A 26,743-nucleotide genomic window follows, 5' to 3' on the forward strand; every position below is an offset into this window, starting at 1 on the left:
GAACCAGTTGCCGAAGGTCATCCAGGGTGTCAGGTTCCGCAATGGCGTCGAGGTCAAGGAGACGCCAGCACAGACCGCCGCCTGATCGGCTGGCCGTCACCCAGTTTCCCGCGTAGCTCCTTCTACGGTCGGGACCGCCCGATCCACATCAGTGTAGGTCCAGACGAATCTCGGTCGATTGTCGCCATGCTGAAGGGGCCTAGTGGGCGCAGGGTGCCGCAGAGAACGGACACAAAGTGGCTGTTGGAGCGATTCGGCCGCCCATAAGCGCGATTCGCTCCCGCGTGCTTCTGCGAAAACGCAGTGCTTGGCAGGTGTCACCTATGCACGTCGTGCGCTCGCTCCCACCCGAAAGCGGCACAAGGTACTACAACACCCAGCAATTACCTGATGCGCATACGAATCTCTTCTGCCGTCTTTCGGCAGAGCTCCGGATCCGCAGAATACCGATTCCAAACAGCACTGACAGTCGCTGTTGGCTTTGGCTGGGAGTCGGATTTCCCACTTTCTAGGTCACGGAACAGCCTTACCTGCCGACTTAGGCCTGTCGTCGAGCGGAAAGCAGGTCCGGTCGCTCGTCCCGTCTTCTCGCCCAGCATCTGAAGGACAGAGCTGGCCTCCTTCAATGCAGGATGAGAGGGTGCGAGCGACTGATTCCGGTTCCGCAGGTAAACGTCCAGCAGCAGAATCCATTCATCCTCGGTAAGTGGAGGACTGGATCGGCCTGCATTAATTTTCTCCGAACTCACCACATTTCTCCTTTCAGATCCAGGCAGAAGATCAGTTCGTGTGTCCAGTCACGCCGAGTTCTAACGAGATGCAGCTGCAACTCAGCTTTTCTACCACCTATGGAGACCGTCATTGCCGAGCATCACTGCCCGCCCGAGTGCGAAAGCAATGGATTTTCCCGATCTCGCCAGGCGTTAGCAAGATATAGAGCGGACAGACCGGCGAAGGGCGACATCTCGGTGGTCGCTGAGTTCAGGCGCGGCGGCCTAGTTCCAAGCCTGTCGGCCGCGCCGTGGAGTCGAATGTCGACGCGCGGCTGGCAACTCTCGAGCCGCTAGCCCAGCTTCCACCGGATGGCGCCTATCTGGGCAGGATAGCCCACGCTCAGGCGTATCCTGCTGTTCCGTCCACCTAGCTGGTGACCCCTTTCAGGAGTTCCGCCGCGTGCTGCGTGTGGATCACGTGGTCGTAGTGCGCCGAGATCTGCTCCACCGAATTCCCCGCGTTGTCCGCCAGCATGCTCAGATTGACGCCGCGCTGGATCGCGTCGGTGATGAACGAATGGCGCATGCTGTACGCGGTCCGCAGCAATCCATTGGCATCGCGGCTGAGGCCGAGCTCCTCCAGCACGCCCTTAAAGCCCTCGCCGAAGCGCGTGGTGGGCTCCCCGTTTGGCTTTACCCAGAGGCAGGCGTCGGGCTTCGGATCGGGGTGCTGCGCCTCAATGGAATTTATGACCTCCTTGAGCCGCAAATCCACCACCACGGGCCGAGAACCGGTCTTGCCCTGCTGGACTCGCACCACGTAGTGCGGCGTCTGGCCATCGACGAACTCTACATCCCGGAACCTGAGCGTGGTGCCCTCCACCCCCGGCCTGAGCCCGGTCAGTAGGTGGAAGCGTACCCACAGCCACAGCAGCCGGCGCGACGCCTGGTGGTGCTTCTTCGTGGTCTTCTCGATGCGGCTCTCCAGGTGAGCCAGCAGCTTCGCCTGCTCTGCTGCACTGAATGCACCGCGACGGTTACGGACGAACTTGGTTGCGTCAAGCTCTGGCATCTCCGTTCTCGCAATACGGCCATCCTTGATGGCGCGCTCGAAGATGTGCCTCACCAGCCGCTCGAACAGGATCCGGCTGTTCACGCCCGGCTTGCGGATGTGCGTGCCGGGCATCTGCACCGCGAGGGACTTCGTGTACTCCCGCCCCTTGTTGTCGCGAGTGCGGTACTGGACGCGCTTCGCCCCCTGCCCCGCCTTCCACTGCTCGAAATATGCGTCTTGGAAGCGTTCGACCGCTTGCGCGTCCACCTCATCGAGCGGCGCGTCGCCGAAGTGGGGCAGGAGGTAGCGCCGGATCATGCTCGCCTCCATCTCCGCCTTGCGCATCCTCGCAGCGCGCTTCGCCGCGGGCGCCTGGTCGGCGTCGCGGACGCGGTGAGCGATGTAGGCTTCGGCTGCAGTGGCGAAGGGCGTGGCCTTGGTGCTGAGGCCGCGCTGCTCCCGCCACCTAACCTCTTGATACCTCGCCTCAGCTACCTTCTTCGCGTCGTCGAGCGTGCGCTTTCCTGTCGTCCTGCGCTCGTACTCGCCGCCGGGCAGACGTAGGCGATATTGCCACTTGCTGCTCGCGTTGGGGCGCCGGTAGACGACGAGATCGCCGTCGTGCAACGATACCTGCTCCGTCTCGGCTGTCTGCTTCGCGAGCTCCGGCTCCTGTGCGGGCTCGGGCGCGACGGCAGAATTAACCGGATCAACTTTCGGCCTGCTGCCGAACAGAGGGATGACTTGGGCCATTCTTGGGCTCCTTGGCTTGTATTCCGATCGACCGCTTGCCAAGGAGAGCCGGGCTTCAGGGCAGAACCACTTGCCAAATTGTGCAGGTTTCTTGCCTTTCCACTTCCCTCTTATACTTTTTTCGTCGCGCTCTTGCCAATCTTTACTGCAATCATCACCGTTTTTTCTTTCGCTGTGCAGAAACGTTGCATCACGTTCCCGCGCGTGTTCTACAGGGGCATGTGCAAGATCAAGAGCTTAGGCATGATTGTGTTTTTCACGCACAAGAAGACCATCATGGTGAACATGGCCTGATACGGGCTTCGGCGGCGGGACGTGTCCTCGCCGCCGCCATGCCCTTCGCACAGCCGCTGGTGCCGGGCACCGGCGGCTGCCCGCCCCACCGGGCTCGACGCGCAGGGCTGGCCGGGCGCAGCCGCAGGCGGTCGTGGCGGCGAAGCGGATGCCGGGCATCCATGCCTTGCGCATGGCCGGCCCTGGCCGCGTGATGCCGGACGCTCCCATCCTGCGCAAAGGCTGAACCGGACGGGCGGCCTGCGGATGGCAACACCTCGCTCGACCGCATCCCGGCCTGTGCCCCGGCGCACCGCAATCCGCATGGCGGCGCCGCATGCTGCCTCGGGTCAGGAGGCCAACCATGCCCCCCAGCCCGCAGCACCTGCCCCGCAGCAATGCCGCGCTTGCGGCGATGCTCCTCCTCGGCAACCTGTTCTTCTGGGGCTGCGTCGCCAGCCGCTACGCCAGCATCCGCGCGGACTGGAACCCCGCTCCGGCCCAGCCCGAACGCATCGTCCTGCTCGGGGATTGATACGGGCGGCCGCGACCGGTGCCGCCGCGGCGCGGCCGGGCGCCCGTGCCGAGGCGGCGTCTGCCGCCCGCAGCAGGCGCGGCATTCCTGCCCGGATGCGGTCGCGCATCCGGGCCGTTGGCATGACACGGGCCGCAGCCAGGCCCGGTGGGGGTCAGAGCAGGAACACGCCCTTGCCGCTCGTCTGGGTATCGAACAGCTTGTAGGCCTCCTCTGCCTGGTCCAGCCGCCAGGTCTCGGTGAAGAGGTCGTCCACCTTGATGTTGCGGTCGACGATGAACTGCGCGCAGTCCGCCTGGCCGACCGAGGAGAAGGTCCAGGAACCGATGACCGTCGCCTGCCGGCGCAGCATGTCCGGGGAGACGTCGATCGTCACCTCCCCGCCCTCGCCCACGAAGCAGCAGGTGCCCCAGACCTTCAGCGCGCGGATCGCCTGGATGCGCGCCTGCGGCGAGGAGGAGGTATCGAGGGTGAGGTCGGCGCCGAGCCCATGCGTCAGGTCGCGGATGGCAGCCACCGCATCCACGTTGGAAGGGTTGATGGTCTCGGCCGCGCCGAAGGCCCTGGCCCGCTCCAGCCGCTGCGGGGAGATGTCGAGCGCGATCACCCGCGCGCCCATGACCGAGGCGAGTTGCGTCGCGGAGAGGCCCACCGGCCCCTGGCCGAAGATGGCGATGGTGTCGTTGCCGGAGATGTTCATGCGCCTGAGCGCACCCCAGGCCGTGCCGGTGCCGCAGGAGATGGCGGCGCCCGCCTGGAAGCTCAGCCCCTCATGCAGCGGGACCAGGGTATTCGCGGGCACGCACATGTACTGCGCATGGCCGCCATGGGCGTTGTTGCCGTAGACCTTCACGGAGGTCTTCTGGCAGAGCTGCTGCCAGCCGGTGCGGCAATGGCCGCAGGTGGTGCAGCCCTGGTAGTGGTGCACCATCACCCGGTCGCCCAGCCTGGCATGGCGCGGATCGACGCCCGGGCCGATGGCGGCGACCACGCCGCAGGGCTCGTGCCCGACGATCACCGGCCCCTCGGCAGCGGCGAGGCCCATGCCCTGGCGCACGCCCTTCGGCCGGCGGTACTGCTTCAGGTCGCTGCCGCACATGCCGGAGGCCTTCATCTCCAGCACCACCTCGCCGAAGCCCGGCGTGGGGTCGGGGAAGGACATGATCTCCAGCTCCCGGTCCCCGTTGAACACGACGCCCCGCATGCGCTTCCTCCATCCTCTTGGTCGTTGGGACGGATGCTAGGCGGATCGACGGCGGGGCGGAACCCGCTTCGCCGCGGGGCGTGCCCCTTCCATGGCACCGGCCACCCGCCGCATCGCACGCATGGACGCGGCCGGGCGCTTCGCGCTAGGTCGGGCCGATGATGGTCGATGCCATGCCGGCCTCCGTGCCGCCCCGCGCGGGCTGACCGCCCTGTCCCCCAAGCCGCCCCGCCGCCCGCGCGCCGCCTGGCGCTGGCTGCGCCGCCTCCTGCTCGCCCTGGCGCTGCTGTTCCTCGCCCTCGGCGGCACGATCGCCGGGCTCGTCTGGTGGACCCTGCCCGGGCGGGAGGGGATGGCGACGCTGCCGGGCCTCTCGGGCCGCGTCACGGTCACGCTCGATGCGCACGGCATCCCCCGCATCGCCGCACGGGATGAGGCGGATGCCGCCATGGCGCTCGGCTGGCTGCATGCGCGGGACCGGCTCTTCCAGATGGAGATGATGCGGCGCGGCGCCTCCGGCCGCCTCTCGGAGATCGCCGGCCCGGCGACGCTGCGCGCCGACCGCTTCGTCCGCACCCTCGGCCTGGCCCGACGGGCGGAGGAGGACCTCGCCACCCTGCCGGCGGAGGTTCGGGCCCTGCTGGAGGCCTATGCCGCCGGCGTGAATGGCTGGATCGCGGCCCGGGGCCGCTTCGCCGCGCCGGAATTCCTGCTCCTGGGCACCCCCGCGCCCTGGCGCCCGGCGGACAGCCTGCTCTGGGCCAAGGTCATGGGCCTCTGGCTCTCCGGCAATTGGCGGAGCGAGCTGGACCGGGCGCGCCTCGCGGCGATCCTGCCGGCCGAGCGGCAGCGCGAGCTCTGGCCGGAGGATGCCAGCCCCGGACGGCCGGACCTCGCCGCGCTCGATGCCGGGCATCTCGGCCGGCTGGCGGCGGCGCTGCCGCGCTTCCCGGAGCCGGGGACGCTGCCCGCCTCGGCCAGCAATGCCTGGGCGGTCGCGCCCGCGCGTTCCGCCTCCGGCGCGCCGCTGCTCGCCGCCGACCCGCATCTCGGCTTCCAGGCGCCCATCCTCTGGTACCTCGCGCGGATCGACCTGGCTGACGGCCGGATGCTGGCGGGCGCCACCAGCCCCGGCGTGCCGCTGATGGTCATCGGCCGCAATGCCGACCTCGCCTGGGGCTTCACCACCACCCATTCCGACACCCAGGATGTCTTCGTCGAGCGCCTGGCGGGTCCCGATCTCTATGAGACACCGGAGGGGCCCCGCCCCTTCACGGTGCGGGAGGAAGTGATCCGGGTCCGCGGCTCCGATCCCGTCCGGCTGCGGGTCAGGGAGACGCGGCACGGCCCGGTCCTCTCCGACCTCGACGAGACGATTCCGGCCGACCGGGTGCTCGCCGTTGCGATGGCGAACCTCGCCCCGGCGGACAGTTCCGCGGCCGGGCTGCTGGCCCTCAACCGTGCCGCCTCGCTGGCCGAGGCGCGGGCGGCGGCCTCCCGGATCAGCAGCCCGCCGCAGAACCTGATGGTGGCGGACCGGCATGGGAGGATCGGGATGTTCCTGACCGGCCGGACACCGGTGCGCCGCGCCGGGGATGGCGTGCTCCCTGCCCCCGGCTGGGATGGCAGCCATGACTGGTCCGGCTGGATCCCCTTCGATGCGCTGCCGCATGTCGAGGATCCCGCGACCGGCGTCATCGCCACTGCCAACAACCGCCCGGTGCCGCCGGACAGCGCGGTCTTCCTCGGGCGCGACTGGCCGGATGACTGGCGCTTCCGGCGCCTCGGCGAGTTGCTGGCCGAACAGCCCGAGCATGACGCGCCGGGCTTCGCCGCCATGCAGCGGGACACCGTCTCGGTCTTCGCCCGCGACCTGCTCCGGGGCCATGACGCGCTGCTGCGGCGCCCGCCGCGGCCGGAGGGCATCGCCGGCGATGCCCGCGACCTGCTGCTGGCCTGGGATGGCGATGTCGCGGCCGACCGGCCCGAGCCGCTGATCTTCAACGCCTGGATCGAGGCGGTCGGCCGGCTGGCCCTGGCGCGGGGCGGCGTGGCGGAGGGCGCCTGGCGGCCGCGGGCGGAATTCCTCCGCCACGTGCTGGCCCCCGATGGACGGGGCGCGCCCTGGTGCGGCGGTGATTGCGCCGCGCTGGCCGACCAGGCACTGCGGGATGCGGTCGGGCGGCTGGCCACCATGCAGGGAGGCAGGCCGGCGGACTGGCGCTGGGGCCGCGCCCATGTCGCGCGCTTCGAGCACCCGCTGCTGCGCTTCCTGCCCGGCCTCGGCCCGCTCACCAGCCTATCCGCCGCGACCGGCGGGGATGAATGGACCCTCGCCCGCGGCGGCATCCGCGGCTTCGGGGCGGAGCCCTACGCGCATGTCCATGGCGCCGGGCTGCGGCTGGTCGCTGACCTCGCCGACCCGGACCGGACCACCGCGATCATCGCCACGGGCCAGTCCGGCCACCCGGCCTCCCGCCATTGGGGGGACCTGCTGGCGCGCTGGCGGGATGGCGGCATGATCACATTGCGCCGGGCGCCGGGTGAGTTGCATGGCCGGTTCCGCCTGGATCCCTGAAATCCAGCGAACCTTGTTGCGCCGAAGTGGTTGATTCCACGCCCCGTCCCACCGACACTGCTCCCTGCCGATGCTGCACCGCCCCAATCGTCGCCCGCAGTTCTTCTACACCACCGCGCCGCTCCCCTGCCCCTACCTGGCGGGCAGGACGGAACGGAAGATCGTGACCGAGCTGACGGGCCCGGATGCGGAGGCGCTGCATGACCGTCTCTCCCGGGCCGGCTTCCGGCGCAGCCACAACATCGCCTATTCGCCGGTCTGCCCCGGCTGCAATGCCTGCATCCCGATCCGCATCCTGGCCACCGAGTTCGAGCCGAACCGCGCCCAGCGGAAGCTGCAGAAGATCAATGCCGACCTCGCCGGGTTCGAGATGCCCGCACGGGCGACGGCGGAGCAGTTCCAGCTTTTCCAGCGCTACCAGCAGGCCCGTCACGGCGAAGGCGACATGGCGGCAATGGGCTTCTACGACTACCGCGCCATGGTCGAGGACACGCCGATCACGACCGGCATGGTCGAGTTCCGCGATGCGAATGACCGGCTGCTGGGCGCCTGCCTGACCGATTGGCTCTCGGACGGGCTCTCGGCGGTCTATTCCTTCTATGACCCGGCGGCGGCGCGGCGCTCGCTCGGTTCCTGGGCGATCCTCTGGCTGGTCGCCCGCGCCCGGACCCTCGGCCTCCCCTTCGTCTATCTGGGCTACTGGGTCCCGGAGAGCCGGAAGATGTCCTACAAGAGCCGCTTCCGGCCGAGCGAGGTGCTGACCGGCGGCATCTGGCGGGTGCTGGAGGAGACCATGGTGCCGGCCGAGGAGCCGGTTGTGCCGGAGACGGCCGGCTAGCCTCCGGAAGCCGGCAGGCGGCCGGCGCGTTGCCGGTGGCATGCCGGATGAGAGCCACGACCCCCGGGTTTTCTATGCCGCCGACCGCACGGTGCTCGCCGCGGAGCGGACCTATGCCGCCTGGGTGCGCACCGGCCTCGTCTCGCTCGCGGCCGGTGTCGGCGCCAAGACCTCGCTCGGCAATGTGCTGCCGGAATGGGCCATCCTGTTCAACGCGACGCTGCTGGTGCTGTTCTCCGCCTTCTGCTTCGCGGTCGCGGTCTGGCGGGACCTGCATCCTGGCCACGATGCGCCGCGGCGCTCCGATGTCTGGCGCATCCCGCCCGCCCTGCTGCTGGTGGTGAATGGCGGGCTGCTGCTGGTCGCGCTCGGCGCGCTGCTCGGCGTCTGGTTCGGGCGGACCGGCGGGACCTGAGCGGCCCCGGGGCGGCGGGGCCGGAATGCGAGCCCCCCGGTTCTGGCCCCGTCTTCCGGCCCCGTCCGCGCCTGCAGCGGCTTGCGTTCCTGCCTGAAGGCCGGTCCGCCGCAGGTCCTTGGCGACGCGCCGCGTCCCGCGCTCTGCGCCTACTCGAAGCGGTTGCTCTTCGGGAAGCCGTTCGGCGGCAGCTTGCCCGCCCCGGCGCGGTTGCCGCGCCAGCCCGTGAGGTCGGTCTCCACCCGCTGCCGGTCGCCCAGCATCCAGGTCAGCCCCTCCTTCCGGGCGAAGACCTTGAGGTCCGAGAGCTCGCCATCCTTGTAGCTTTGCAACTGCACACCGCGGCCACGGGCCATCTCCGGCACCTGGTCGAGGGGGAAGAGCAGCAGCTTGCGGTTGGTCCCGATCACCGCGACGGTGTCGCCCTCGGCCTCGGCGCAGACCGCGGCCTCCTTCCCGGCTTCCACCACCAGCACCTGCTTGCCCGTCCGCTTCTCGGCCAGCAGATCCTCGCCCTTCACCAGAAAGCCCCTGCCATCGGTGGACGCCAGGAGGAAGCGCTTGCCGTCCTCATGCACGAACATCCGGACGATCGCGTCCTCATTCGTCAGGTCCACCATCAGCCGCACCGGCTGGCCATCGCCGCGGCCGCGCGGGATGGCCTCGGCCTTCAGCGTATAGGCCTTGCCATTGGTGGCGAGGAGGACGATGCGGTCGGTGCTCTGGGCATGCACCCAGGTATGGAGCTGGTCGCCCTCCTTGAAGCGCAGCTCGGCATCCTCGGCGATGTGGCCCTTCTGGGCGCGGATCCAGCCCTTCTCGGAGAGGATGACGGTGATCGGCTCCTTCTCGACGAAGGCCGCCTCGTCCACCAGCACGGCCGGCAGCACCCGGCCGGTCTCGGTGCGGCGGGCATAGGGGTCGCGGACCCAGGGATGCGCGGCGGCATCGGCGCCCTTCACCGGCGTGCCGCCGCCGAACTTCGCCTTGGTCGCGGCCAGCTCGGCCTCGATCGCCTCCCAGCGCTTGCCCTCGGACTTCATCAGCCCCTGCAGCGTCTTCTGCTCCGCCGAGAGCTTCTTGTGCTCGCGGCGGATCTCCATCTCCTCGAGCTTGCGCAGCGCCCGCAGCCGCATGTCGAGGATGGCGTTGGCCTGCACCTCGGTCAGCGAGAAGGTCGCCATCAGCGCCTCCTTCGGCTTGTCCTCCTCGCGGACGATGCGGATGACCTCGTCCAGGTTCAGGTAGACGATCAGATAGCCGTCGAGGATCTCGAGCCGGCGGGCGATCGCCGCCAGCCGGTGCTCGGTGCGGCGGACCAGCACCACATGCCGGTGGTCCAGCCAGCTCCAGATCACCTCCGGCAGGCCCATGACGCGCGGGGTGCGGTCGGCATCCAGCACGTTCATGTTGAGCGGGATGCGCGCCTCGAGGCCCGTCGCGCGGAACAGCGTCTCCATCATCACGGCGGCGTCCACCGTGCGGTTCTTCGGCTCCAGCACGATGCGCACCACATCGGTGCTCTCGTCCCGGATATCGCCGAGCAGCGGCAGCTTCTTCTCCTCCAGCAGGGCCGCGATCTGCTCGATCAGCTTGGCCTTCTGGACCTGGTAGGGAATCTCGCTGACCACGACGGTCCAGGTGCCGTTCCTGCCGGCCACCTTCTCCCAGCGCGCCCGCACCCGGAAGCCGCCGCGGCCGGTGGCATAGGCCTCCCGGATCGCCTCCGGCGGTTCCACCAGCACGCCGCCCGTCGGGAAGTCGGGGCCCGGCAGCACCGCCAGCATGGGCGCGAGGGAGGTGTCCAGGAAGGCGGCGCGCGCCTCGGGCGCCGTGGTCGCCACGGCGGCCAGCGTCAGGCCCTTCTCCCGGAACAGCGCAAGCTGCGCCAGCGCCGCGTCGCAGAGTTCCCCGGCATTGTGCGGCGGGATGCTGGTCGCCATGCCGACCGCGATGCCGTTCGCGCCATTCGCCAGCAGGTTGGGGAAGGCCGCCGGCAGCACCACCGGCTCCTGCTCCTCCCCGTCATAGGTGGCGCGGAAATCGACGGTATCCTCGTCGATTCCCTGCAGCATGGCCTGCGCCACCTCGGTCAGCCGGGCCTCGGTGTAGCGCATGGCCGCGGCGTTATCGCCGTCGATATTGCCGAAATTCCCCTGTCCCTCGACCAGCGGGTAGCGCGCAGCGAAGTCCTGGGCGAGGCGCACCATGGCGTCGTAGATCGCGGCGTCGCCATGCGGGTGGTACTTGCCCATGACGTCGCCGACGATGCGGGCGCATTTCTTGAAGCCGGCAGCCGGGTCGAGCTTCAGCTGGTGCATCGCCCAGAGCAGGCGCCGGTGGACCGGCTTCAGCCCGTCCCGCACATCCGGCAGCGAGCGGGACATGATGGTGGACAGCGCATAGGCCAGGTAGCGCTCGGAGAGCGCATCGGCCAGGCGGGCGTCCTTGATGTTGCCGCCGTCCGGGCCGGCCGGCGGGGCCTTGATGTCGTCGGGCATGGGGTCCGGGATTCGCGCTATGTTCTCAGAGGTTCTAGCCGGTCCGGGCGGCTGGCGCCACAACGACGCCTGGTTGGCAACGGAAAGGCTCCTGTCCGGGCAGGCCGATCCAGACCTCCGGGCCATCCGGCCCTTCGGTCATCGGGCCGCCTCACCGGCCGAGCGCGGCCATCACCTCCTCCACCGTCTCCCGCACCGCCACGTCCTGCCCGAAGCGCAGCCCGACCAGGACGAGGGCGGCACGCGCCCCGGTGGCGTGCCGGTCCTCCGAGCCGCGGACCAGCACCACCCGCTCGGCCGCCAGCCAGCAGCGCTGGCCGCTGAGATCGGTCAGCGGCACCAGGCGCTGGCCGGTGGCCGAGACCCGCCGCGCGACGGACTCCGCGGCCTCGACGGTGCGCTGCTGCACCCAGGCGGCGGTGTCGATCACGGTATAGCCCTCCGCCCGGCCGATCCGGACGACTTGGGCGGCAGCCAGCCGCACCGGTCCATGGCCGCCGGTCGGCACGATCTCGAGGAAGGGCCCGGCGGGGGTCGGCAGGTCCGGCGCCGGCTGCGCCGCGGCGAGGCCGGGCGACAGGATGAGGAGACCGGCGAGGGCTCGCCGGGAGAGGGGAATGCGCAACAGCCTGGCTCCGCTTCGCCGACGGGCTTGTCCCGCCCGGGGCAGTCCCGGCCGAGCCTATCACGTCACGCCCCCCAGAAGCGCCACGCGGTCCTGCAGCATGGTCCGCGCCTGCGGCAACCCGCCCGGCCGCTCCCCGAACACGTCGCGGGCCAGGAAATGCCCGGTCAGCCGCAGGCCGGAGAGCCACTCCGCCGGCCCCTCCCCGCCGGACTGGCCGAGCAGGAAGCGCGGCAGCGGCAGCAGCCGGTCCCGCCAGGGCTCCCCCGCCGCGGCACTGACGGCCCGGCCGGTGCGGGGCGAGACCCAAACCAGGTCCTCCGTCGCGCCCGTGGCGGCGCAGCGGGCGAGGTCGAGGCCATAGCCCAGCTCCCCCAGCAGCTCCGCCTCCCACCGCACGTAATCCGGCAGCAGCGCCCCGGCGCCGCGCGCCAGCCGGGCAATAAGGGAGACGAGGCCCTGGAAGCAGCGCGGATGCGGCTCCCGCTCCGGCAGCGCCCCCTCCGCCACCGCGCAGGCCGAGGAGAGCAGCGCCAGCGCCAGCGGGTCCTCCAGCGCCAGCGCCGCCGCCGGGTGGACCAGCTCGCCGCTCAGGCTGCCGAGCTGGTCCGGCAGCCGCGCCACCCAGCGCGCCTCGACCAGGTTGCCCCGCTGCCAGAGCGGCGCCTGGGCGCGGGAGGCGCCGCCCTTGGCGAGGCCGGCATGCCGCCCATGCGCCTCGGTCAGCAATGAGACCACCGCGCCACTCTCGCCGAGCGGGCGGGCATCGAGCACCACGGCGGGGGCCTGCCATTCCATCGCCGCACAATATGGCCTGCCCCGCCTCTCCGGACAGCGGGCGCCGGCAGGCCGGGTGCTCGCGGCGCGAGGCCCATCGCCGGAGGCCAGGGAGGCGCCGGTCTGTCTGTTTCCGCCGGCCCGGCCCGGGACTACACCTCGCGGCATGAGCGACGACGATGACTACGACGAGGCCGGCCCGCCCGGCCTGCCGCCGGGAACACCCTTCTACATGACCCCCGCCGGGCATGCGGCGCTGGAGGCGGAGCTGAAGCGCCTCTGGACGGAGGAGCGGCCGAAGGTGGTCGAGGTGGTGTCCTGGGCCGCCGGCCTCGGCGACCGCTCGGAGAATGCGGACTACCAGTACGGCAAGCGCCGCCTGCGCGAGATCGACCGCCGCGTCCGCTTCCTGCGCAAGCGTCTGGAACGCGTGCAGGTGGTGGACCCGGCCGCCCAGACGAAGCGCGAGCAGGTCTTCTTCGGCGCGACGGTCACCTATGCGCGGGAGGACGACCGCGAGGTCACCATCACCATCGTCGGCGTGGACGAGGCGGACAGCCATGCCGGCCGCATCTCCTGGGTCTCCCCGGTCGCCCGCGCCCTGCTCGGGGCCCGCATCGGGGATCAGGTGAAGCTGCGCACGCCCCAGGGCGTCGAGACCATCGAGGTGGTGGAGATCCGCTACCCCGAGCGCTGAGCCCGGGGCGCCGGAGGGATTCGCCCGCACTCCAACAGCCGACCGGGGCGGTCGGCAACGTCGGGCGCGGCGCGGCGTTGCCGCTCTCATGAGTGACCCGGATACCCGCCCTGCCCCACCGCGCTTCCAGGATCACGGCGCGGACAGCCTGCCGGCGGTGACCGTGGACAGCTACAATGCCGAGTTGCGCACGCCCGACGGCTTCCTCGGCGACCGCGCCAGCAGCCGGGCCTTCAAGGCCATCCTCGACTGGTGGCGCAAGCGCCTGCGCGAGGTGGACAAGGAGGATCCGCTGGGCGAGGCGCCGACCCAGGAGATCCACCGCCGCCAATTGGATGACATGCTGGCGAGCGGCGATACCGAGGCCGCGGGCCTGGTGCATGGCGTGGTCGAGGAATTCGCCCAGTCCCTCACCGCCGTCGTGAAGGCCCTGCTGAAGCTGAAGGAATGGCGCGGCACGGAGCGGATCGTCATCGGCGGCGGCATGCGCGGCAGCCGGGTCGGCGAGCTGGCGATCGGTCGCACCGCCATGCTGCTGAAGGGCGACAAGATCGACATCGACCTCGTCCCCATCCGCCACGATCCGGACGAGGCCGGGATGATCGGCGCCGTGCAGCTTGCCCCACCCTGGATCTTCAAGGGGCATGATGCGCTCCTGGCGGTGGATATCGGCGGCTCCAACATGCGCGCCGGCCTGGTGCGGCAGCATCTGAAGAAGGCGGCCAATCTGTCGGAAGCCTGCATCTGGGAGAGCGAGATCTGGCAGCACCGGGCGGACAAGCCGGCGCGGGAGGAGGCGATCGACCGGCTCTGCGCCATGATGGGCGAGCTGATGCGCAAGGCGGAGAAGCGCGGGCTGCACCTCGCGCCCTTCATCGGCGTCGGCTGCCCCGGCCGCATCCGGCCGGATGGCAGCATCGAGAAGGGCGCGCAGAACCTGCCGGGCAATTGGGAAAGCAGCCGCTTCAACCTGCCCGAACGCCTGCGTGCCACCCTGCCCGAGATCGGCGGGCATGAGACGGTGGTGGTCATGCACAACGATGCCGTGGTGCAGGGGCTGAGCCAGGTGCCCTGGATGGACGATGTCAAGCACTGGGGCGTGCTGACCATCGGCACCGGGCTCGGGAATGCCCGCTTCACCAACCGGGCGCGCTGAGCCTGTCTTGCCAGCCCGCCCCGCCCGGCCGACAAAGCATGGCCGGGACAGGGAAGCGGGACCAAGACGTGATGCAGGACGTCCTGACCAGGACATGGGAAGCGCCGGAGGCGCTGCTCGCCCGGCTCGATGCCGCCGCCCGTCGCCTGGAGACGCCCTGCGGCGAGGGCAGCATGGCCTGGCGCGTCTGGGGAGAGGGCGAGCCGCTGGTGCTGCTGCATGGCGGCAGCGGCTCCTGGCGGCACTGGACCCGCAATATCGGCCCGCTGTCGCGGCATCGCATAGTGGTCTGCCCGGACCTGCCCGGCCTCGGCGAGAGCGCCATGCCCCCGCCGGCCGAGACGCCCGCCCCCGTGGCCGCGGTGGTGCGGGAGGGAATCGCCCGGGTCCTCGGCGCGGGCACGCGCTACGACCTCTGCGGCTTCTCCTTCGGCGCGCTGCTGTCGGGCCATGTCGCGGCCCAGGCGGGCGAGGAGCTGCGCAGCGTGACGCTGGTCGGCGCCGGCGCGCTCGGCCTGAAGCGGCAGGTGACGGAGCTGACGAAGGTCCGCAGCCTGGAGGGCGAGGCGCGCATCGCGGCGCATCGCCACAACCTCGCCGCGCTGATGTTCGCCGACGCGGCCCGGATCGATGCGCTGGCGCTGGTGATCCAGGAATGGAACACCCGCCACGCCCGTTTCCAGAGCCGCGGCTTCGCCAGCAGCACCTCGCTGAAGGATGCCATCGCCAGGGCGCGCTGCCCGGTCGCGCTGCTCTATGGCGAGCGGGACGCGATCGCCTGGCCGGAGGTCGAGCTGCGCTTCCAGGCGCTACGCGAGGTGCAGCCCGAGGCCTGGACCGGCGTGGTCCCGGGCGCCGGCCACTGGGTGGCCTATGAGGCGGCGGAGACCTTCAACGCCATGCTGCCCGACATGCTGCGCCGCCGGACCGGGCGGTAGGCGGCAGGCCCGTTGCGGCCTATCCTGGAGGCACCGGGAGGCCAGGATGCATCACGACCGAATCACCATGGGGCGCCGCGGGCTGCTCGCCGGCGGCACGACATTGCTGGCGGCGCTGCCCGCCGGGCCGGCGCTGTCCAACTGGGCGCCGCCGCGACAGGTGCGGCTGGTGGTGCCCTTCACCCCGGGTGGCGGCGCCGACACCACGGCGCGGCTCCTCGCCCCGGTCTTCTCCGGCGTCCTCGGCCAGCCCGCAGTGGTGGAGAACCGCGCCGGCGGCGGCGGGACGATCGGCGCGCAGGAGGTGGCGCGCGCCGCGCCGGACGGCACCACGCTGCTGGTGGATGCGGCGAACCAGGCGGTCGCGCCCTTCATCTTCCGCAACCTCGCCTTCGATTACCACACCGCCTTCACGCCGATCAGCCGCGTCACGGTCTACCCGCTGATCCTCATCGTGAAGCCGGAGAGCCCCTTCCGGACCCTGGACGCCCTGCTCGGGCGCGCGAAGGCGCAGCCGGGACGGCTCAGCTACTCCTCCTCCGGCAATGCCATCTCCAACCACATCGCCACCGCCCTGCTGGCGAGCCGCGCCCAGGTGGAGCTGACGCACGCGCCCTATCGCGGCGGCGGACCAGCGCTGCAGGCGGTGCTGGCGGGCGATGTGGATTTCGGCTTCGCCACCGTCGCCTCGGCTGCCGCCCTGGTGCAGGAGGGACGGCTGCGCGCGCTCGCCGTCTCCACCGCGAGCCGGGTTTCCTCCCTGCCCGATGTGCCGACCGTCGCGGAGCAGGGCTTCCCCGGCTATGACCAGGCGGAGTGGAACGGTGTCTATGGCCCCGCCGGCCTGCCCGCGCCGGCGGTGGAACGCATCCATGCCGCCTGCCTCACGGCGCTCGCCGATCCGGTGGTGCAGCAGCGCCTCACGGCGCTCGGCGCCATCGGCCTCGGCACCGATCCGGCGCAATTCGCCGACTTCCTGAGGAAGGAACGCGCGGCCATGGAGGTGCTGGTGCGCGAGGCGAAGATCACCGCGGACTGAGCCGGAGCGCCCGGGCATGCCGCCGATCATCGACGCCCATTTCCACATCTTCGCCCCGGACGAGGCCATGCCCGGCCATGCCGGATTCGTCCCGCCGCCCTTCGGCGTGGAGGAGTACCGCGCCCGGGCCAGGGCCCTTGGCATCCTCGGCGGGGTGAATGTCGCGGGCAGCGTGCAGGGCGGCGACCCGCGGCCGCTGCTCGAGGCCGCGGCGGCGCTCGGCCCCGGCTTCACCGTGGTGGCCCAGGCGGACGCGGCGCAGGAGGAGGAGGCGATGCGCGCCCTGGCCGCGGCCGGCGTGCGGGGCCTGCGCTACAGCCTCTGGCGCGGGCAATGGAGCGATGCGCAGGCCGTCGCTGCCCATGCCGTGCGCGCCGCCGCCTGCGGCCTGCATGCCCAGGTCTATGCCGATGCCGCGGCGCTGGCGCCGGCGGTGGACGCGCTGGCGCGGCTGCCCGCGCTCGTCATCGACCATCTCGGCATGACGGAGGCGGGGCTGCCGGTGGTGCTGGACCTTGCCCGCGCCGGCACCAAGGTGAAGGCCAGCGGCTTCGGCCGGGTCGCGCTCAATGTGCCGCGCGCGCTGGAGCGGATCGCGGCGGTCGCCCCGGCCGCCCTGATGTTCGGCACCGACCTGCCCTCGGTCCGCGCCGCCCGCCCCTTCGCGCCGACGGATATCGACCTGCTGCGCAGCGTGCTGGGCGAGACGCTGGCCCGGGCCGCGCTGCATGACACGGCCCGGGCCTTCTACCGGTTGTAGCCCCTGCTCAGCGGCGCTGGCGCACCGGGGCGGCCGGCGCCGCGGGCGCGGCGGAAGCCGGTGCCGGGGGCTGCATCCCCGCCATGGGCTGCGGCTTCGGCGTCTCCGCCGTGCTCGCCGGCAGGATCGGCAGCTCGACCCGCGGCTGCTCGCCGGTCAGGGTCCGCAGGAAGGCGGTGATGGCCGCGACCTCATCCTTGCTCAGCTCCTTGCCGAGCTGGCTGGTGCCCATGATCGAGACCGCCTGCTCCAGCTCCCACACCTTGCCGGTGTGGAAATAGGGCGCGGTCAGCGCGACATTGCGCAGCGGCACGGCGCGGAAGACATAGTCGTCGGCGGCGGTGCGGGTCACCTGGAAGCGGCCGCGGTCACCCGGCGGCAGGATGTCGGCGCCCGGCTTTTCCACGACGCCGAAGGGGAAGTAGTCCTGCCCGCCGAGATTGACGCCGTTGTGGCAGGCCACGCAGCCGGTCTCGATGAACAGGCCGAGGCCCTTCTTCTCCTGCGCCGTCAGGATGCCGCGGTTGCCCTCCAGATACTGGTCGAAGCGCGAATGCGGCGTGATCAGCGTTGCCTCGAAGGCCTCGATCGCCTTGGCGAGGTTGGCGAAGCTGACCGGCGCCGGCTCGCCCGGGAAGGCGGTGGTGAAGCGCTGCCTGTACTCGGGGATGCTGTTCAGCACGCCGAGCACGTGCTCGGGCGTCGCCGCCATCTCGACTCCGGCCTGGATCGGGCCGGTCGCCTGGCTGCGCAGGTCGGCGGCGCGGCCATCCCAGAATTGCGCGGCATTGAAGACCGAGTTCAGCACGGTCGGCGCGTTGCGGCCGCCGCGCTGCCAGCCATGGCCGATCGAGGTCTCGATATTGTCGCCGCCGCCCATCGCCAGGTTGTGGCAGGAGTTGCAGCTCAGGAAGCCGCTGGCCGAGATGCGCGGATCGAAGAACAACATCCGGCCGAGATCGATCTTCTCCCGCGTTACCGGGTTGCCCTGCACGCTCGGCACCATGGCCGGGATCGGCTTGAAATTCTCGACCGCCGCCTTGTGCAGGGCGTCGTCATCGGCGGCCATCGCGGGCGCGCCCAGCATCAGGGCGGCACCGGCAATACCGGCCATCAGCAATCGTCGCATGTCCATCTCCTGTTCCCGGTCCCTGGGCCGGGACCGGCCATCGCCGCGGCGGCGAACGGGGCGGGGAGACATCCGGCAGCCCGCTGGCCTCGTCATCGAGGATGGATCGCAGCCCCGTTCCTTCGCGTGCGGGGCGAATGGTCGCGCGCTTGCGCAACGCTGCCTTGCGCCAGCGCAAGGCGGGGAACCCTCAGCGCGCAAACCGCGCTGCTCATGCCACGCCGCAACAGCAAAGCCCGGCGCAGGCGGTCCTGTCGTGCAGGAAGCGCGCGGCTGCGGGCCGAGCCGCGCAGCCGACGCGCAGCAAGGATGATCCCAGCCGGCCGCGGCGCCCTCGGCCGCGCCGATGGCGAACATCGATTCGGGCGGAGAGCGGCAACCCGCGCTGGCAGGGGATCATGGTGCCCCGCTGTCGTTCACGGCCTGCGCCGTTTCGTGCCAAGCCATCCGAGGCGCGGCATGGCGTGGGCTGGATGGTCCGGTCCTTGCTCGAATACGCCAGTCACGCCGCCTGCGTGGCTCCAACGGTCGCTGCAGGTCATTGCTTGCCGAGCAGCATCCTGCGCCCTGAGGACGGGGCTTCCGCGGACCTTGCCCGGCACACTCCGCGGGGCGCCTTGTTCATGCCCGTCCGTGATCCGCCCTACGGCGGATGGGCGTTCCCATCCGAACGCCCATCCGCTGTGGCTCTCTGTTGTTCGGGCGGAGTCACGCTCCCGGGCGTTCACGCCCGGGAGCGATCCGCCCTAGCGCTGCTGCGCGGTCGCCATCAGCCCTTCCCAGCGCTCCACGTCACGCGCGACATAGCGCTCGGCCTCGGCGGGGGTCGTCGCCAGCACGCGGTCGACGCCAAGTTCCGTCCATTTCCGCCGGACAGCCTCCATCTGCTGAACCTTTACCACCGCGGCATGCAGCGCGTCCCGGATCGGCGCGGGCGTCGCGGTGGGGCCGAACATCGCCTGCCAGACCACCATCTCGGCATCCACGCCGATCTCCCGCCAGGTCGGGATCTCGGGTGCCGCCGGGCTGCGTTCCGGCCCGCTTACCGCAAAGGCGCGGGCCTGGCCGCCCTTCGCCGTCTGCAGCCCGGTCAGCGCGATGTCGAAGACCAGGCTGATGCGCCCGGCCGCGAGGTCGAGCGTCGCCGGCGCGCCGCCGCGATAGGGGATCTCGTTCATCCGCACGCCGGCGGTGCGCTGGAAGAGCAGCGCCGCCATGCCCAGCGTGCCGCCGCCGCCCGTGCTGCCATAATCGTACTTCCCGGGCGCCGCGCGCACCGCGGCCAGGAATTCCCGGCCGTCCTTCGCCGGGAAGCTGTTCGCCACCAGCATCACCATCGGCATCTCCGACAGGACGGTGACCGGCGAGAGCTGGCGGATCGGGTCGATCGGCGCGTTCGGCACCACCACCCGCAGCACCGCATGGCTGGTGTTGTTGAACAGGATGGTGTGGCCGTCCGGCGCCGCGCGGGCGACGAATTCCGAGGCGACCATGCCGGCGCCGCCCTGGCGGTTCTCCACCACCACCGGCTGCGGCAGCACCTGGCCCAGTGCCTCCGCCAGCACCCGGGCGCCGACATCGGTCGCGCCGCCGGGCGCGAAGGGCACGACCAGCCGCACCGGCCGGTCGGGGAAGGTCTGGGCCGCCGCCGGCAGGGCCAGCAGGGCAAGGGCCACAAGGCCCAGGGTGAATCGTTTCCTCATCAGGTCCTCCCGGAAATGCCGCATCACGCCGGCGGCATGGACGCAGGCGGCGCTTTAGGCTGCCTTACGCGCCGGAATGCAAGCCCGGCGGCCAGCCGGGCACCGGGAGGGATCGGACGGACGACCCGGACCGCGGCGATGACCATCAACCGCCCCGCCGGCAGCCCGACCATGGACGCCCCCCGGGATGGCGCTGGTCTACGCCCTGCGGGACGTTGCGATATTGTGGCGAAAGACTCGGCCAGTACGGCGCCTGCACCACCCGCCTCGACAGTCTTGCCATTCGCCCCTGCCTGCTTCCGCTCGGGAAGGCCGCTGCAAGCGGGTCGCCACGCCGGAGCGCCTTGGCAGGCCGGAGAACCGCGCCCGGTCCGCCGTCGTGCCTCACGCCCAGGCCGCGGGATGCGTCCCCAGCCGCACCGGCGGCAGCGCCCAGCGCGGCGGCGTCTCCGGCAGCCGGCCGGAATGCCGCAGCGCGGTCAGCCGGCCGAAATCGCTCGGCATCTCCTCGAGCAACTCGCCGAGCTCATCGATCTCCGGCACCGGCACGCCGAAGGCGCCCTCCAGCCGCCCGAGCCGGCGCAGCCACATCCCCGTTCCGGCCAGCGAGACGCGGACCAGCCAGGATCCGCCCTCCTCCGCCCGCCGCAGCAGCGCCGCCAGCGTCCCGAAGGCCAGCAGGAAGCCGGAGGCATGGTCGAGCGCCTGGCAGGGCAGCACCCTGGGCGCCGGGCCAGAGGGATCGGCGCCGGCCGCCACCGCCTCGGCATGGTTGAAGCCGCTGGCGGTCTGGACCAGGGAATCGAAGCCGCGCCGCCCGCCCCAGGGCCCCACCTCGCCATAGGCCGAGAGCGAGGTGCAGATGATGCCCGGCCGCAGCGCCGCCAGCGCCTCCGGCGCGAAGCCATGCCCGGCCACCGCGCCCGGCCGGTAGCCTTGCAGGAAGACATCGGCCCCCGCCACCAGGCCCTGGAGGGTGTCCCTGCCCGCCTCCGCCCGCAGATCGATCGCGGCGCTGCGCTTGCCGCGGCCGGTATCCGGCAGCAGGTCGTCGAAGGAGGGCAGATGCGCCGCGCTGACATGCAGCACATCGGCGCCATGCGCGGCGAGGGTCCGCCCGCAGACCGGCCCGGCGATGACCCGCGTCAGGTCCAGCACCCGCAACCCCTGCAACGGCCGCGCGGCAAGCGGCGGCAGCGGGACCGGCGGCGCCTCCCCGATCCTCTCGAGGCGCAGCGGCGGCAGCCCTGCCACTGCCTGCCCCTGTGGATGCGCATCCCATTCGGCGAAGCTCCGCATGGCGGCGACGCACATCCCCGCCTCGGCCGCCGCCTGCTCGAAGGCGATCCCCTCCCAGCCCAGCAGCGCCTGGCCCACCGCCTCGCGCGTGCCCTCGCAGCCCAACAGGCGCAGCACGCCGGTGCGATGGTGCGGGAAGTTGGTGTGCAGCCGGACCCAGCGCCCATCGCCGCAGCGATAGGTACCGGCGATGGCATCCCAGCCTGCCGGCGCCGGCCTGCCGTCCAGGCGGAGATACCGCTCCGAGCCGAATTCCAGCGCGGCCTCGCGCATCGCAACCCTGGCCTGCTGCGCCGGCCCGCCGCGGCGCCGGTGGACCTCAGACACCGCGGCCGTCGCCGCGGCCACCACGGCCTGCGCGGCCGCCCCGATGCGGAAGGAGGAGGGCAGGACCGGCTCCTCCCCGCTCAGCGCGGCCGGCGCCGGGCCGGCAAGACCCGCTCCCTGCCAGAGCGCGTCGAGGATCTCACGCGGTGTCGGGTCGGCCATCAGCCCCCTCCTGTCCATGCTGCGGCGGGCCGGCAGCTTGGTGCCCTGCCTGGCCGCGCATGGTTGCCGGCTTTGCCGGCAAGGGAAAGTAACGGGGTGGTCCCACCCAGCGGGTGACGGGGGGGGGGGGACTGGGCGCCAATGGGCGGGCCGAATGGTCGGACCTCGGGCCGGGAGGGCCCCGCTCGCCCGAAACAGCGGCGTAGGAGGAGGCTCCCGCTGCAACCGTTCTCAGAACGTCCAACTTTTAAGCAGAACGGGGAAACGGCGACGGCGCTGCGCGTTCCTGGTGTGGAGCCATCATTGCGGTGGCTTCATCAGAAGCAAGACACATGGAAACGGCCATGGCCAATCAGCAGTCCTCGGGTGGCGGTGGTGGCAGGCACAACCCCGGCAATTTCGCCAATGACCGAGAGAAGGCCCGCGAGGCCGGCCGCCTGGGCGGCACGCATCAGGGCAAGGCGAACAATCCCGGCAATTTCGCCAATGACCGCCAGAAGGCGGTCGAGGCCGGCCGCAAGGGCGGCCAGCACAGCCATGGCGGCCATGGCGCCGGGGAGAAGCCGAAGATGTGACCCCACGGCCGGTGCCCGGGGTCATGCGCCCCGGCACCGGCTGCCGGCAGGGACGGCGGAAGCCGACGGCCCCCCCCCGGCACGCGCACGGGACCTTGCGTTTCCTTCCCGGGCAGGATCCGGCGTGCATGGGCCGCATGGCGGCACAGGCCATGCGCTTCGCCGATGCCCCGGCAGACAGCCCCGGCCCCGTGCCGCTCCCGGCGCCGGCCCGTGCCCTGGCACGCCGCGGCCTCCCGGCCCGCCTGCCGCGATGGGGCAGCCGCCGCGCCCGGCCAGGAATCCGGGAAACGTCCCATCCGGCCTGGATCACGCCCCCTTGCTGTTCGAGAGCCTGGCGCTTCCGACGGGCATCGGGGGCGTGCAACCCGCCTCCTGGTAGCGACGCTGTTCCCGGAGCCGGCCGGTGGTGACGATCCCGGGGCATCGCCAGGCCGCGGCGGGTGCTGGCGGCGCGCCGGTTGCGGCGCCATATGATGTTGGACGGCCCATGTCCCGGGCTGCCGCCGCCAGCGGCGGCTGAGGCCGCATCGAGGTGCGGGGCTTGATGCGGGACAGTATGATCGGCCGGACCGGCGGGGAGCGCGTGAGGCATGAAGGTGAATGTCGAGATCGATTGCACCCCGGAGGAGGCGCGGCGGTTCCTCGGCCTGCCCGATCTGCGGCCGATGCAGGATGCCGTCATGGCCAAGCTGCAGCAGCAGATGCTGGATGCGGTCAATGTTCTCTCGCCGGAGGCCCTGCTGAAGACCTGGATGCCGCTCGCCCCGCAGACGCCGGAGCAGATGCGCGACGCCATGGCCTCGATGTTCCGCATGTTCACGCCGGGCGGCGGGACCGGGAAGCCTGGCCAGGGCTGACAGACCAGGGTGGAGCACCGCGAGGGGCGAAGCGCCGGCCGGCGTCGCTGGCCCGCCGGGGCGCGACCGGCCGCTGCCATGAGCATGGCAGGGTCTATGGGGGTCGGACGGCAGCCGCGCCGCCGCCGGTCCGGGCTGCGCCCGGGGCTCGTCGGCTCCCTTCTCCTGCATGCCGGCTTCCTGGCCCTGGTGGTCCTCGCCACCCTCACGCGCCCGCGCCCGCCTGAGCCGCTGCCGCCGCCCTCCTACGCCGTCTACTACCAGGCAGGCGCCCCCGAGCGGCCGGCCGAACCTGAACCGGGCGCCCCCCCGGCCCTCGCGCCGCCGCCCTCGCCACCGACGCCACCCCCGGCCCCTGCCCCCTTGGCGGAGCCGCTGCCCGTACCGGCCCCGCCGCTGCCCGAACCTCCCGCGCCGCCGCCGGCCGCGGCAAGGCTGGCGGAGGCTGCCCCGCCGCCGCCTCCCCCACCGGCCCCGGTCGAGGCGCTGCCGCTCCCTCCGCCACCGCCGGCCGCGCCACGCCAGGAGCGCCCGCAGCAGCAGGCGGCGGTCACGGCCCCGCCGCGCCCCGCCCGGCCGGCGCCGCAGCCGCCGGCGGAGCGGCTGCCGGGCCTCTGGCTGCCGCAGGGCCTGCAACTCACCCCGCCGCCGTGGCCGGACACCGCGCGGCAGGGCCTTGATCTTTCGCTCGGCTCGCTCGCCCTCCCCGGCCGCACCGGGCCGGAGCCCCAGGTCACGGTCCGAGGCGCCGAGGTCGGGCCGGACTGGCGCAACGCCTTCCGCCGCTGGATCGACGAGCATGTCCGCTACCCCGCCAATGCGGCGGTGGTGGGCGATGAGGGCACCAACCGCATCCAGCTCATCGTCGATCCGGATGGACGGGTCCGGTCCTGGCGGCTGGTGCGGCGCTCCGGTTCGCTCTGGCTCGATTCCGGGCTGGAAATGCCGTTCCGGAACGCGCAGTTGCCGCCGTTTCCGCCGGGTGCCGATCCCAGGGGAGTGGAGGTCAACCTGACGGTGCACTGGCACATCATCCGGCAGTGACGGCAGGATGCATCCGGGCATATGCCTCCGCCCTGATGCAATGCGCGGGAGCCATGCGGCAGACCGGGCGTTACCCGCGCGGCTCCGGTTCCGGTGGCGCGCCCCCGCCGCGGACGATCTGCACCGGTTTCTCATTTCACTGGACCCGCAGCATGCTGCGGTGCACCATAGGCTCGCGAGAAGGAATGCCTAACGAATGACCGTGGTAACACCGCCCCCGGCCCGTGAGCTGATGCTCCGCGGGGCCGAGACCATGTCCCGCGTGATGGACCAGGCGCGCGCCTTGGCGGATGTGGCTCGCCGGCAGGCCGAGGCGCTGCGACCGAGTTTCGAGCCGCCGAAGGTGCCACCGCCCTCGGCCGACCCCGCCGCGCTCGCGCGCGATGCCATGGAATATGCGGTGGATGCTGGCCAGCGCGCCATCCTGTTCTGGGACGCCATGCGCCAGGCCGGCAACACCTTCGTCGAGCACGAGACCGCCGGCTGCCCGCCGGTGCTGGTCTTCGACTGGGAGATGGTGGTGGATGGCCGTACCCTCTCGCGGCCCTGCAATTACGCGCTCGTGCGCATCAAGGTCCCGGCAGGCTGCCCGCCCACCGATCCGAAGCTGCGCCCCTTCGTCATCATCGACCCGCGGGCGGGCCATGGCGCGGGCATCGGCGGCTTCAAGTCGGACAGTCAGGTCGGCGTCGCGCTCCGTCGCGGCCATCCGGTCTATTTCGTGATCTTCTTTCGCGATCCGGAGCCCGGGCAGACCATCCTCGACATCACCCGGGCCGAGGGCATCTTCCTCGAGAAGGTGCATGAGGCGCATCCGGCGGCGCCGAAGCCCGTCGTCATCGGCAACTGCCAGGGCGGCTGGGCCGTGATGATGCTGGGCGCCAGCCAGCCCGAGCTGACCGGTGCGCTGGTGCTGAACGGCGCCCCCCTCTCCTACTGGGCGGGCGAGCGCGGGCGGAACCCGATGCGCTACCTGGGCGGCCTCGCCGGCGGTTCCTGGCCCGCGGCGCTGCTGGCCGATCTCGGCAACGGCAAGTTCGACGGCGCCAACCTGGTGCTGAATTTCGAGAGCCTCTCGCCCGGCAATACCTGGTTCAAGAAGTACTACAACCTCTTCCAGAAGGCCGATACCGAGACCGAGCGCTTCCTGGAGTTCGAGCGCTGGTGGGGCGGCTACTTCCTGATGAACCGGGACGAGATCCGCTGGATCGTCGAGAACCTGTTCATCGGCGACCGCTTCGCCCGCGGCGAGATCTCGGCCGGCGGCGGCGCGACCTTCAACATGCGGGCGGTGCGCAGCCCGGTCATCGTCTTCGCCTCGGCCGGCGACAACATCACGCCCCCCGGCCAGGCGCTGCGCTGGATCGCCGACGTCTACCGCGACGAGCAGGAGATCAAGACGCTCGGCCAGACCATCGTCTACCTGATGCATGACGAGATCGGGCATCTCGGCATCTTCGTCTCCGGCGCCATCGCGCTGAAGGAGCACAGCGAGATCGCCGAGCTGCTGACGCTGATCGACAGCGTCGCCCCCGGCCTCTACGAGATGCTGATCACCCGGGACCCCGACAGCAATGCCTGGCAGGTCGAGCTCAAGGAGCGGACCATGTCGGACATCCGCGCCCGCAGCGGGGAGGCGAAGAACGAGGCCTTCCCGGCGGTCGCCAAGATCTCGGCGCTGAACCAGTCGCTCTATGATCTCTTCGCCGCGCCGATCGTGCGCCAGCTGGCGACGGAGGAGACCGCCGAGCTGCGCCGGCAGATGCACCCCCTGCGCCTGCGCCGCACGCTGATCAGCGACCGGAACCCCTTCATGGCGCCGGTCGCGGGCCTCGCGGAGCAGGCGCGGCAGCACCGCGCCCCGGCGCGGCGCGACAATCCCTTCCTGGCCTGGGAGCGGCTCTGGGCCGACAGCGTCGAGCGCAGCATCGATACCTGGCGGGACTGGCGCGACGCCTGGACCGAGATCGCCTTCCACGGCGTCTATGGCATGCTGGCGGCAGCCGGTGTCGCCGGCGGCGAGACGCCGGAGGAGCCGCCCTCCGCCGCGGCGCTGGCGGATGCGCCGGAGGTGCGCCAGGCCCTCGCCCGCATCTCCACCGGCGGCTATGCCGAGGCGGTGGTGCGCATGATGATCCTGCTGGCCCAGGCGCGCGGCGGCGTGCGGCGCTCGCGCCTCGCCCGCTCCAACGCGCTGATGCAGAACGAGGCGCCGTTCAGCGAGATGACCGCGAGCGCGCGCCAGGCGCTGATCCGCGAGCAGACGGTCATCGCCAGCATGGCCCCGGCCGAGGCCCTGGCGGCGCTGCCCAGGCTGCTGCCGAATGTCGCCGACCGGCGGCGCGCCATGGCCACGGTGGAAGGCGTGGCCGGGCCGGAGGAGGAGCTGGGCGAGGCGGCGCAGGCCATGCTGCGGCAGCTGCGCAGCGCGCTCGGCATCGCCAACGGCCTGGTGCCGATGGGCTTCGAGCAGGCGGCAGTGCAGGACTGACAGAGCCGGCCGGCCTTGGAGATCTGTGCGGCGCGGGCCGGAAAGCCGCGTCGGTTGAAGGGCTTGCCCGCCGCCGGGGCGCAGGCTCTCCCGGCCGGTGGGTTGGCCAGCGGCCGGGATGTTCCGGCCATGCCGGCCGCCCGGACGGGCGCCCGTCGCCGGCGCGATGCAGCCAGGGTTTGCGGCGCAGACCCTCCGGCGATCGAGGGGGCTGTCGACCGGTCACCATCAACTTCCGGCTCGCGCCCAGAAGAAAGCCCGGATGCGGAGACCGCATCCGGGCTTTTTCGTCCCGGC

Annotated in this window: 21 protein-coding genes; 13 read left to right on the forward strand and 8 right to left on the reverse strand. The window is 71.5% G+C overall.

What is annotated here, in order from left to right:
- Positions 1-1,140: 1,140 nt before the first annotated feature.
- A complete protein-coding gene (locus LHA35_RS20185) occupies positions 1,141-2,520 on the reverse strand; it encodes a tyrosine-type recombinase/integrase (RefSeq protein WP_226611524.1) in 1,380 nt (459 codons plus the stop codon).
- 637 nt (positions 2,521-3,157) lie between these two features.
- On the opposite strand from LHA35_RS20185, the gene LHA35_RS20190 reads away from it, so the two are divergent.
- Positions 3,158-3,328: a hypothetical protein gene (locus LHA35_RS20190; protein WP_226611532.1), complete on the forward strand. Its 171-nt coding sequence runs from the start codon at positions 3,158-3,160 to the stop codon at positions 3,326-3,328.
- A gap of 154 nt (positions 3,329-3,482) precedes the next feature.
- On the opposite strand, the gene LHA35_RS20195 is transcribed toward LHA35_RS20190, so the two are convergent.
- Positions 3,483-4,532 (reverse strand): zinc-dependent alcohol dehydrogenase family protein, encoded by a 1,050-nt coding sequence (locus tag LHA35_RS20195; RefSeq protein ID WP_226611534.1) that lies wholly within the window; start codon positions 4,530-4,532, stop codon positions 3,483-3,485.
- Between the two features lie 91 nt (positions 4,533-4,623).
- Here LHA35_RS20195 and LHA35_RS20200 point away from each other — a divergent pair, with 91 nt between their 5' ends.
- The 3 genes from LHA35_RS20200 to LHA35_RS20210 all read left to right on the forward strand — a co-directional run bounded on the left by LHA35_RS20200 (position 4,624) and on the right by LHA35_RS20210 (position 8,363).
- Positions 4,624-7,110: a penicillin acylase family protein gene (locus tag LHA35_RS20200; protein WP_226611536.1), complete on the forward strand. Its 2,487-nt coding sequence runs from the start codon at positions 4,624-4,626 to the stop codon at positions 7,108-7,110.
- A 70-nt stretch (positions 7,111-7,180) separates the two neighbouring features.
- Positions 7,181-7,948 carry an arginyltransferase gene (locus LHA35_RS20205; RefSeq protein WP_226611538.1) on the forward strand — a complete coding sequence of 256 codons (768 nt, stop codon included), beginning with the start codon at positions 7,181-7,183 and terminating at the stop codon, positions 7,946-7,948.
- A 40-nt stretch (positions 7,949-7,988) separates the two neighbouring features.
- A complete protein-coding gene (locus tag LHA35_RS20210; RefSeq protein WP_226611540.1) occupies positions 7,989-8,363 on the forward strand; it encodes a DUF202 domain-containing protein in 375 nt (124 codons plus the stop codon).
- A gap of 149 nt (positions 8,364-8,512) precedes the next feature.
- Here LHA35_RS20210 and parC read toward each other — a convergent pair whose 3' ends face one another.
- The 3 genes from parC to recO form a co-directional block, all read right to left on the reverse strand.
- Positions 8,513-10,864: a DNA topoisomerase IV subunit A gene (parC, locus tag LHA35_RS20215; protein WP_226611542.1), complete on the reverse strand. Its 2,352-nt coding sequence runs from the start codon at positions 10,862-10,864 to the stop codon at positions 8,513-8,515.
- 151 nt (positions 10,865-11,015) lie between these two features.
- Positions 11,016-11,489 carry a hypothetical protein gene (locus LHA35_RS20220; protein ID WP_226611544.1) on the reverse strand — a complete coding sequence of 158 codons (474 nt, stop codon included), beginning with the start codon at positions 11,487-11,489 and terminating at the stop codon, positions 11,016-11,018.
- A 60-nt stretch (positions 11,490-11,549) separates the two neighbouring features.
- On the reverse strand, positions 11,550-12,287 hold the full coding sequence (recO, locus tag LHA35_RS20225; RefSeq protein WP_226611546.1) for a DNA repair protein RecO: 738 nt from the start codon (positions 12,285-12,287) through the stop codon (positions 11,550-11,552).
- 145 nt (positions 12,288-12,432) lie between these two features.
- On the opposite strand from recO, the gene greB reads away from it, so the two are divergent.
- The 5 genes from greB to LHA35_RS20250 all read left to right on the forward strand — a co-directional run bounded on the left by greB (position 12,433) and on the right by LHA35_RS20250 (position 16,856).
- Positions 12,433-12,963 carry a transcription elongation factor GreB gene (gene greB, locus LHA35_RS20230; RefSeq protein WP_226611548.1) on the forward strand — a complete coding sequence of 177 codons (531 nt, stop codon included), beginning with the start codon at positions 12,433-12,435 and terminating at the stop codon, positions 12,961-12,963.
- Between the two features lie 88 nt (positions 12,964-13,051).
- Positions 13,052-14,119, forward strand: a complete 1,068-nt coding sequence (locus tag LHA35_RS20235; RefSeq protein ID WP_226611550.1) for a hypothetical protein — start codon at positions 13,052-13,054, stop codon at positions 14,117-14,119.
- 71 nt (positions 14,120-14,190) lie between these two features.
- On the forward strand, positions 14,191-15,057 hold the full coding sequence (locus tag LHA35_RS20240) for an alpha/beta fold hydrolase (RefSeq protein ID WP_226611552.1): 867 nt from the start codon (positions 14,191-14,193) through the stop codon (positions 15,055-15,057).
- A gap of 46 nt (positions 15,058-15,103) precedes the next feature.
- Positions 15,104-16,096: a Bug family tripartite tricarboxylate transporter substrate binding protein gene (locus tag LHA35_RS20245; RefSeq protein WP_226611554.1), complete on the forward strand. Its 993-nt coding sequence runs from the start codon at positions 15,104-15,106 to the stop codon at positions 16,094-16,096.
- Positions 16,097-16,112: 16 nt separating this feature from the next.
- Positions 16,113-16,856 (forward strand): amidohydrolase family protein, encoded by a 744-nt coding sequence (locus LHA35_RS20250; protein WP_226611563.1) that lies wholly within the window; start codon positions 16,113-16,115, stop codon positions 16,854-16,856.
- 7 nt (positions 16,857-16,863) lie between these two features.
- Here the strand turns inward: LHA35_RS20250 and LHA35_RS20255 are convergent, their stop codons facing one another.
- The 3 genes from LHA35_RS20255 to LHA35_RS20265 form a co-directional block, all read right to left on the reverse strand.
- Positions 16,864-17,985, reverse strand: coding sequence for a cytochrome-c peroxidase (locus tag LHA35_RS20255; RefSeq protein WP_274708051.1), 1,122 nt, complete (start codon positions 17,983-17,985; stop codon positions 16,864-16,866).
- Positions 17,986-18,731: 746 nt separating this feature from the next.
- Positions 18,732-19,688: a Bug family tripartite tricarboxylate transporter substrate binding protein gene (locus LHA35_RS20260; protein ID WP_226611565.1), complete on the reverse strand. Its 957-nt coding sequence runs from the start codon at positions 19,686-19,688 to the stop codon at positions 18,732-18,734.
- Between the two features lie 384 nt (positions 19,689-20,072).
- Positions 20,073-21,476: a CoA transferase gene (locus LHA35_RS20265; protein WP_226611567.1), complete on the reverse strand. Its 1,404-nt coding sequence runs from the start codon at positions 21,474-21,476 to the stop codon at positions 20,073-20,075.
- A 344-nt stretch (positions 21,477-21,820) separates the two neighbouring features.
- Between LHA35_RS20265 and LHA35_RS20270 the strand changes: the two genes are divergently transcribed.
- The 4 genes from LHA35_RS20270 (at position 21,821) to LHA35_RS20290 (ending at position 26,446) form a co-directional block, all read left to right on the forward strand.
- The gene (locus LHA35_RS20270; protein ID WP_226611569.1) at positions 21,821-22,051 is read left to right on the forward strand and encodes a con-10 family general stress protein; all 231 of its coding nucleotides are present in this window, start codon (positions 21,821-21,823) and stop codon (positions 22,049-22,051) included.
- A gap of 593 nt (positions 22,052-22,644) precedes the next feature.
- A complete protein-coding gene (locus tag LHA35_RS20275) occupies positions 22,645-22,911 on the forward strand; it encodes a DUF6489 family protein (protein WP_226611571.1) in 267 nt (88 codons plus the stop codon).
- Between the two features lie 84 nt (positions 22,912-22,995).
- Positions 22,996-23,955 carry a TonB family protein gene (locus tag LHA35_RS28755; protein ID WP_264185673.1) on the forward strand — a complete coding sequence of 320 codons (960 nt, stop codon included), beginning with the start codon at positions 22,996-22,998 and terminating at the stop codon, positions 23,953-23,955.
- A gap of 196 nt (positions 23,956-24,151) precedes the next feature.
- Positions 24,152-26,446 carry a DUF3141 domain-containing protein gene (locus LHA35_RS20290; RefSeq protein WP_226611573.1) on the forward strand — a complete coding sequence of 765 codons (2,295 nt, stop codon included), beginning with the start codon at positions 24,152-24,154 and terminating at the stop codon, positions 26,444-26,446.
- Positions 26,447-26,743: the final 297 nt, after the last annotated feature.

The organism is Roseicella aerolata, assembly GCF_020523605.1.
In the GTDB taxonomy this organism is placed as follows: domain Bacteria; phylum Pseudomonadota; class Alphaproteobacteria; order Acetobacterales; family Acetobacteraceae; genus Paracraurococcus; species Paracraurococcus aerolatus.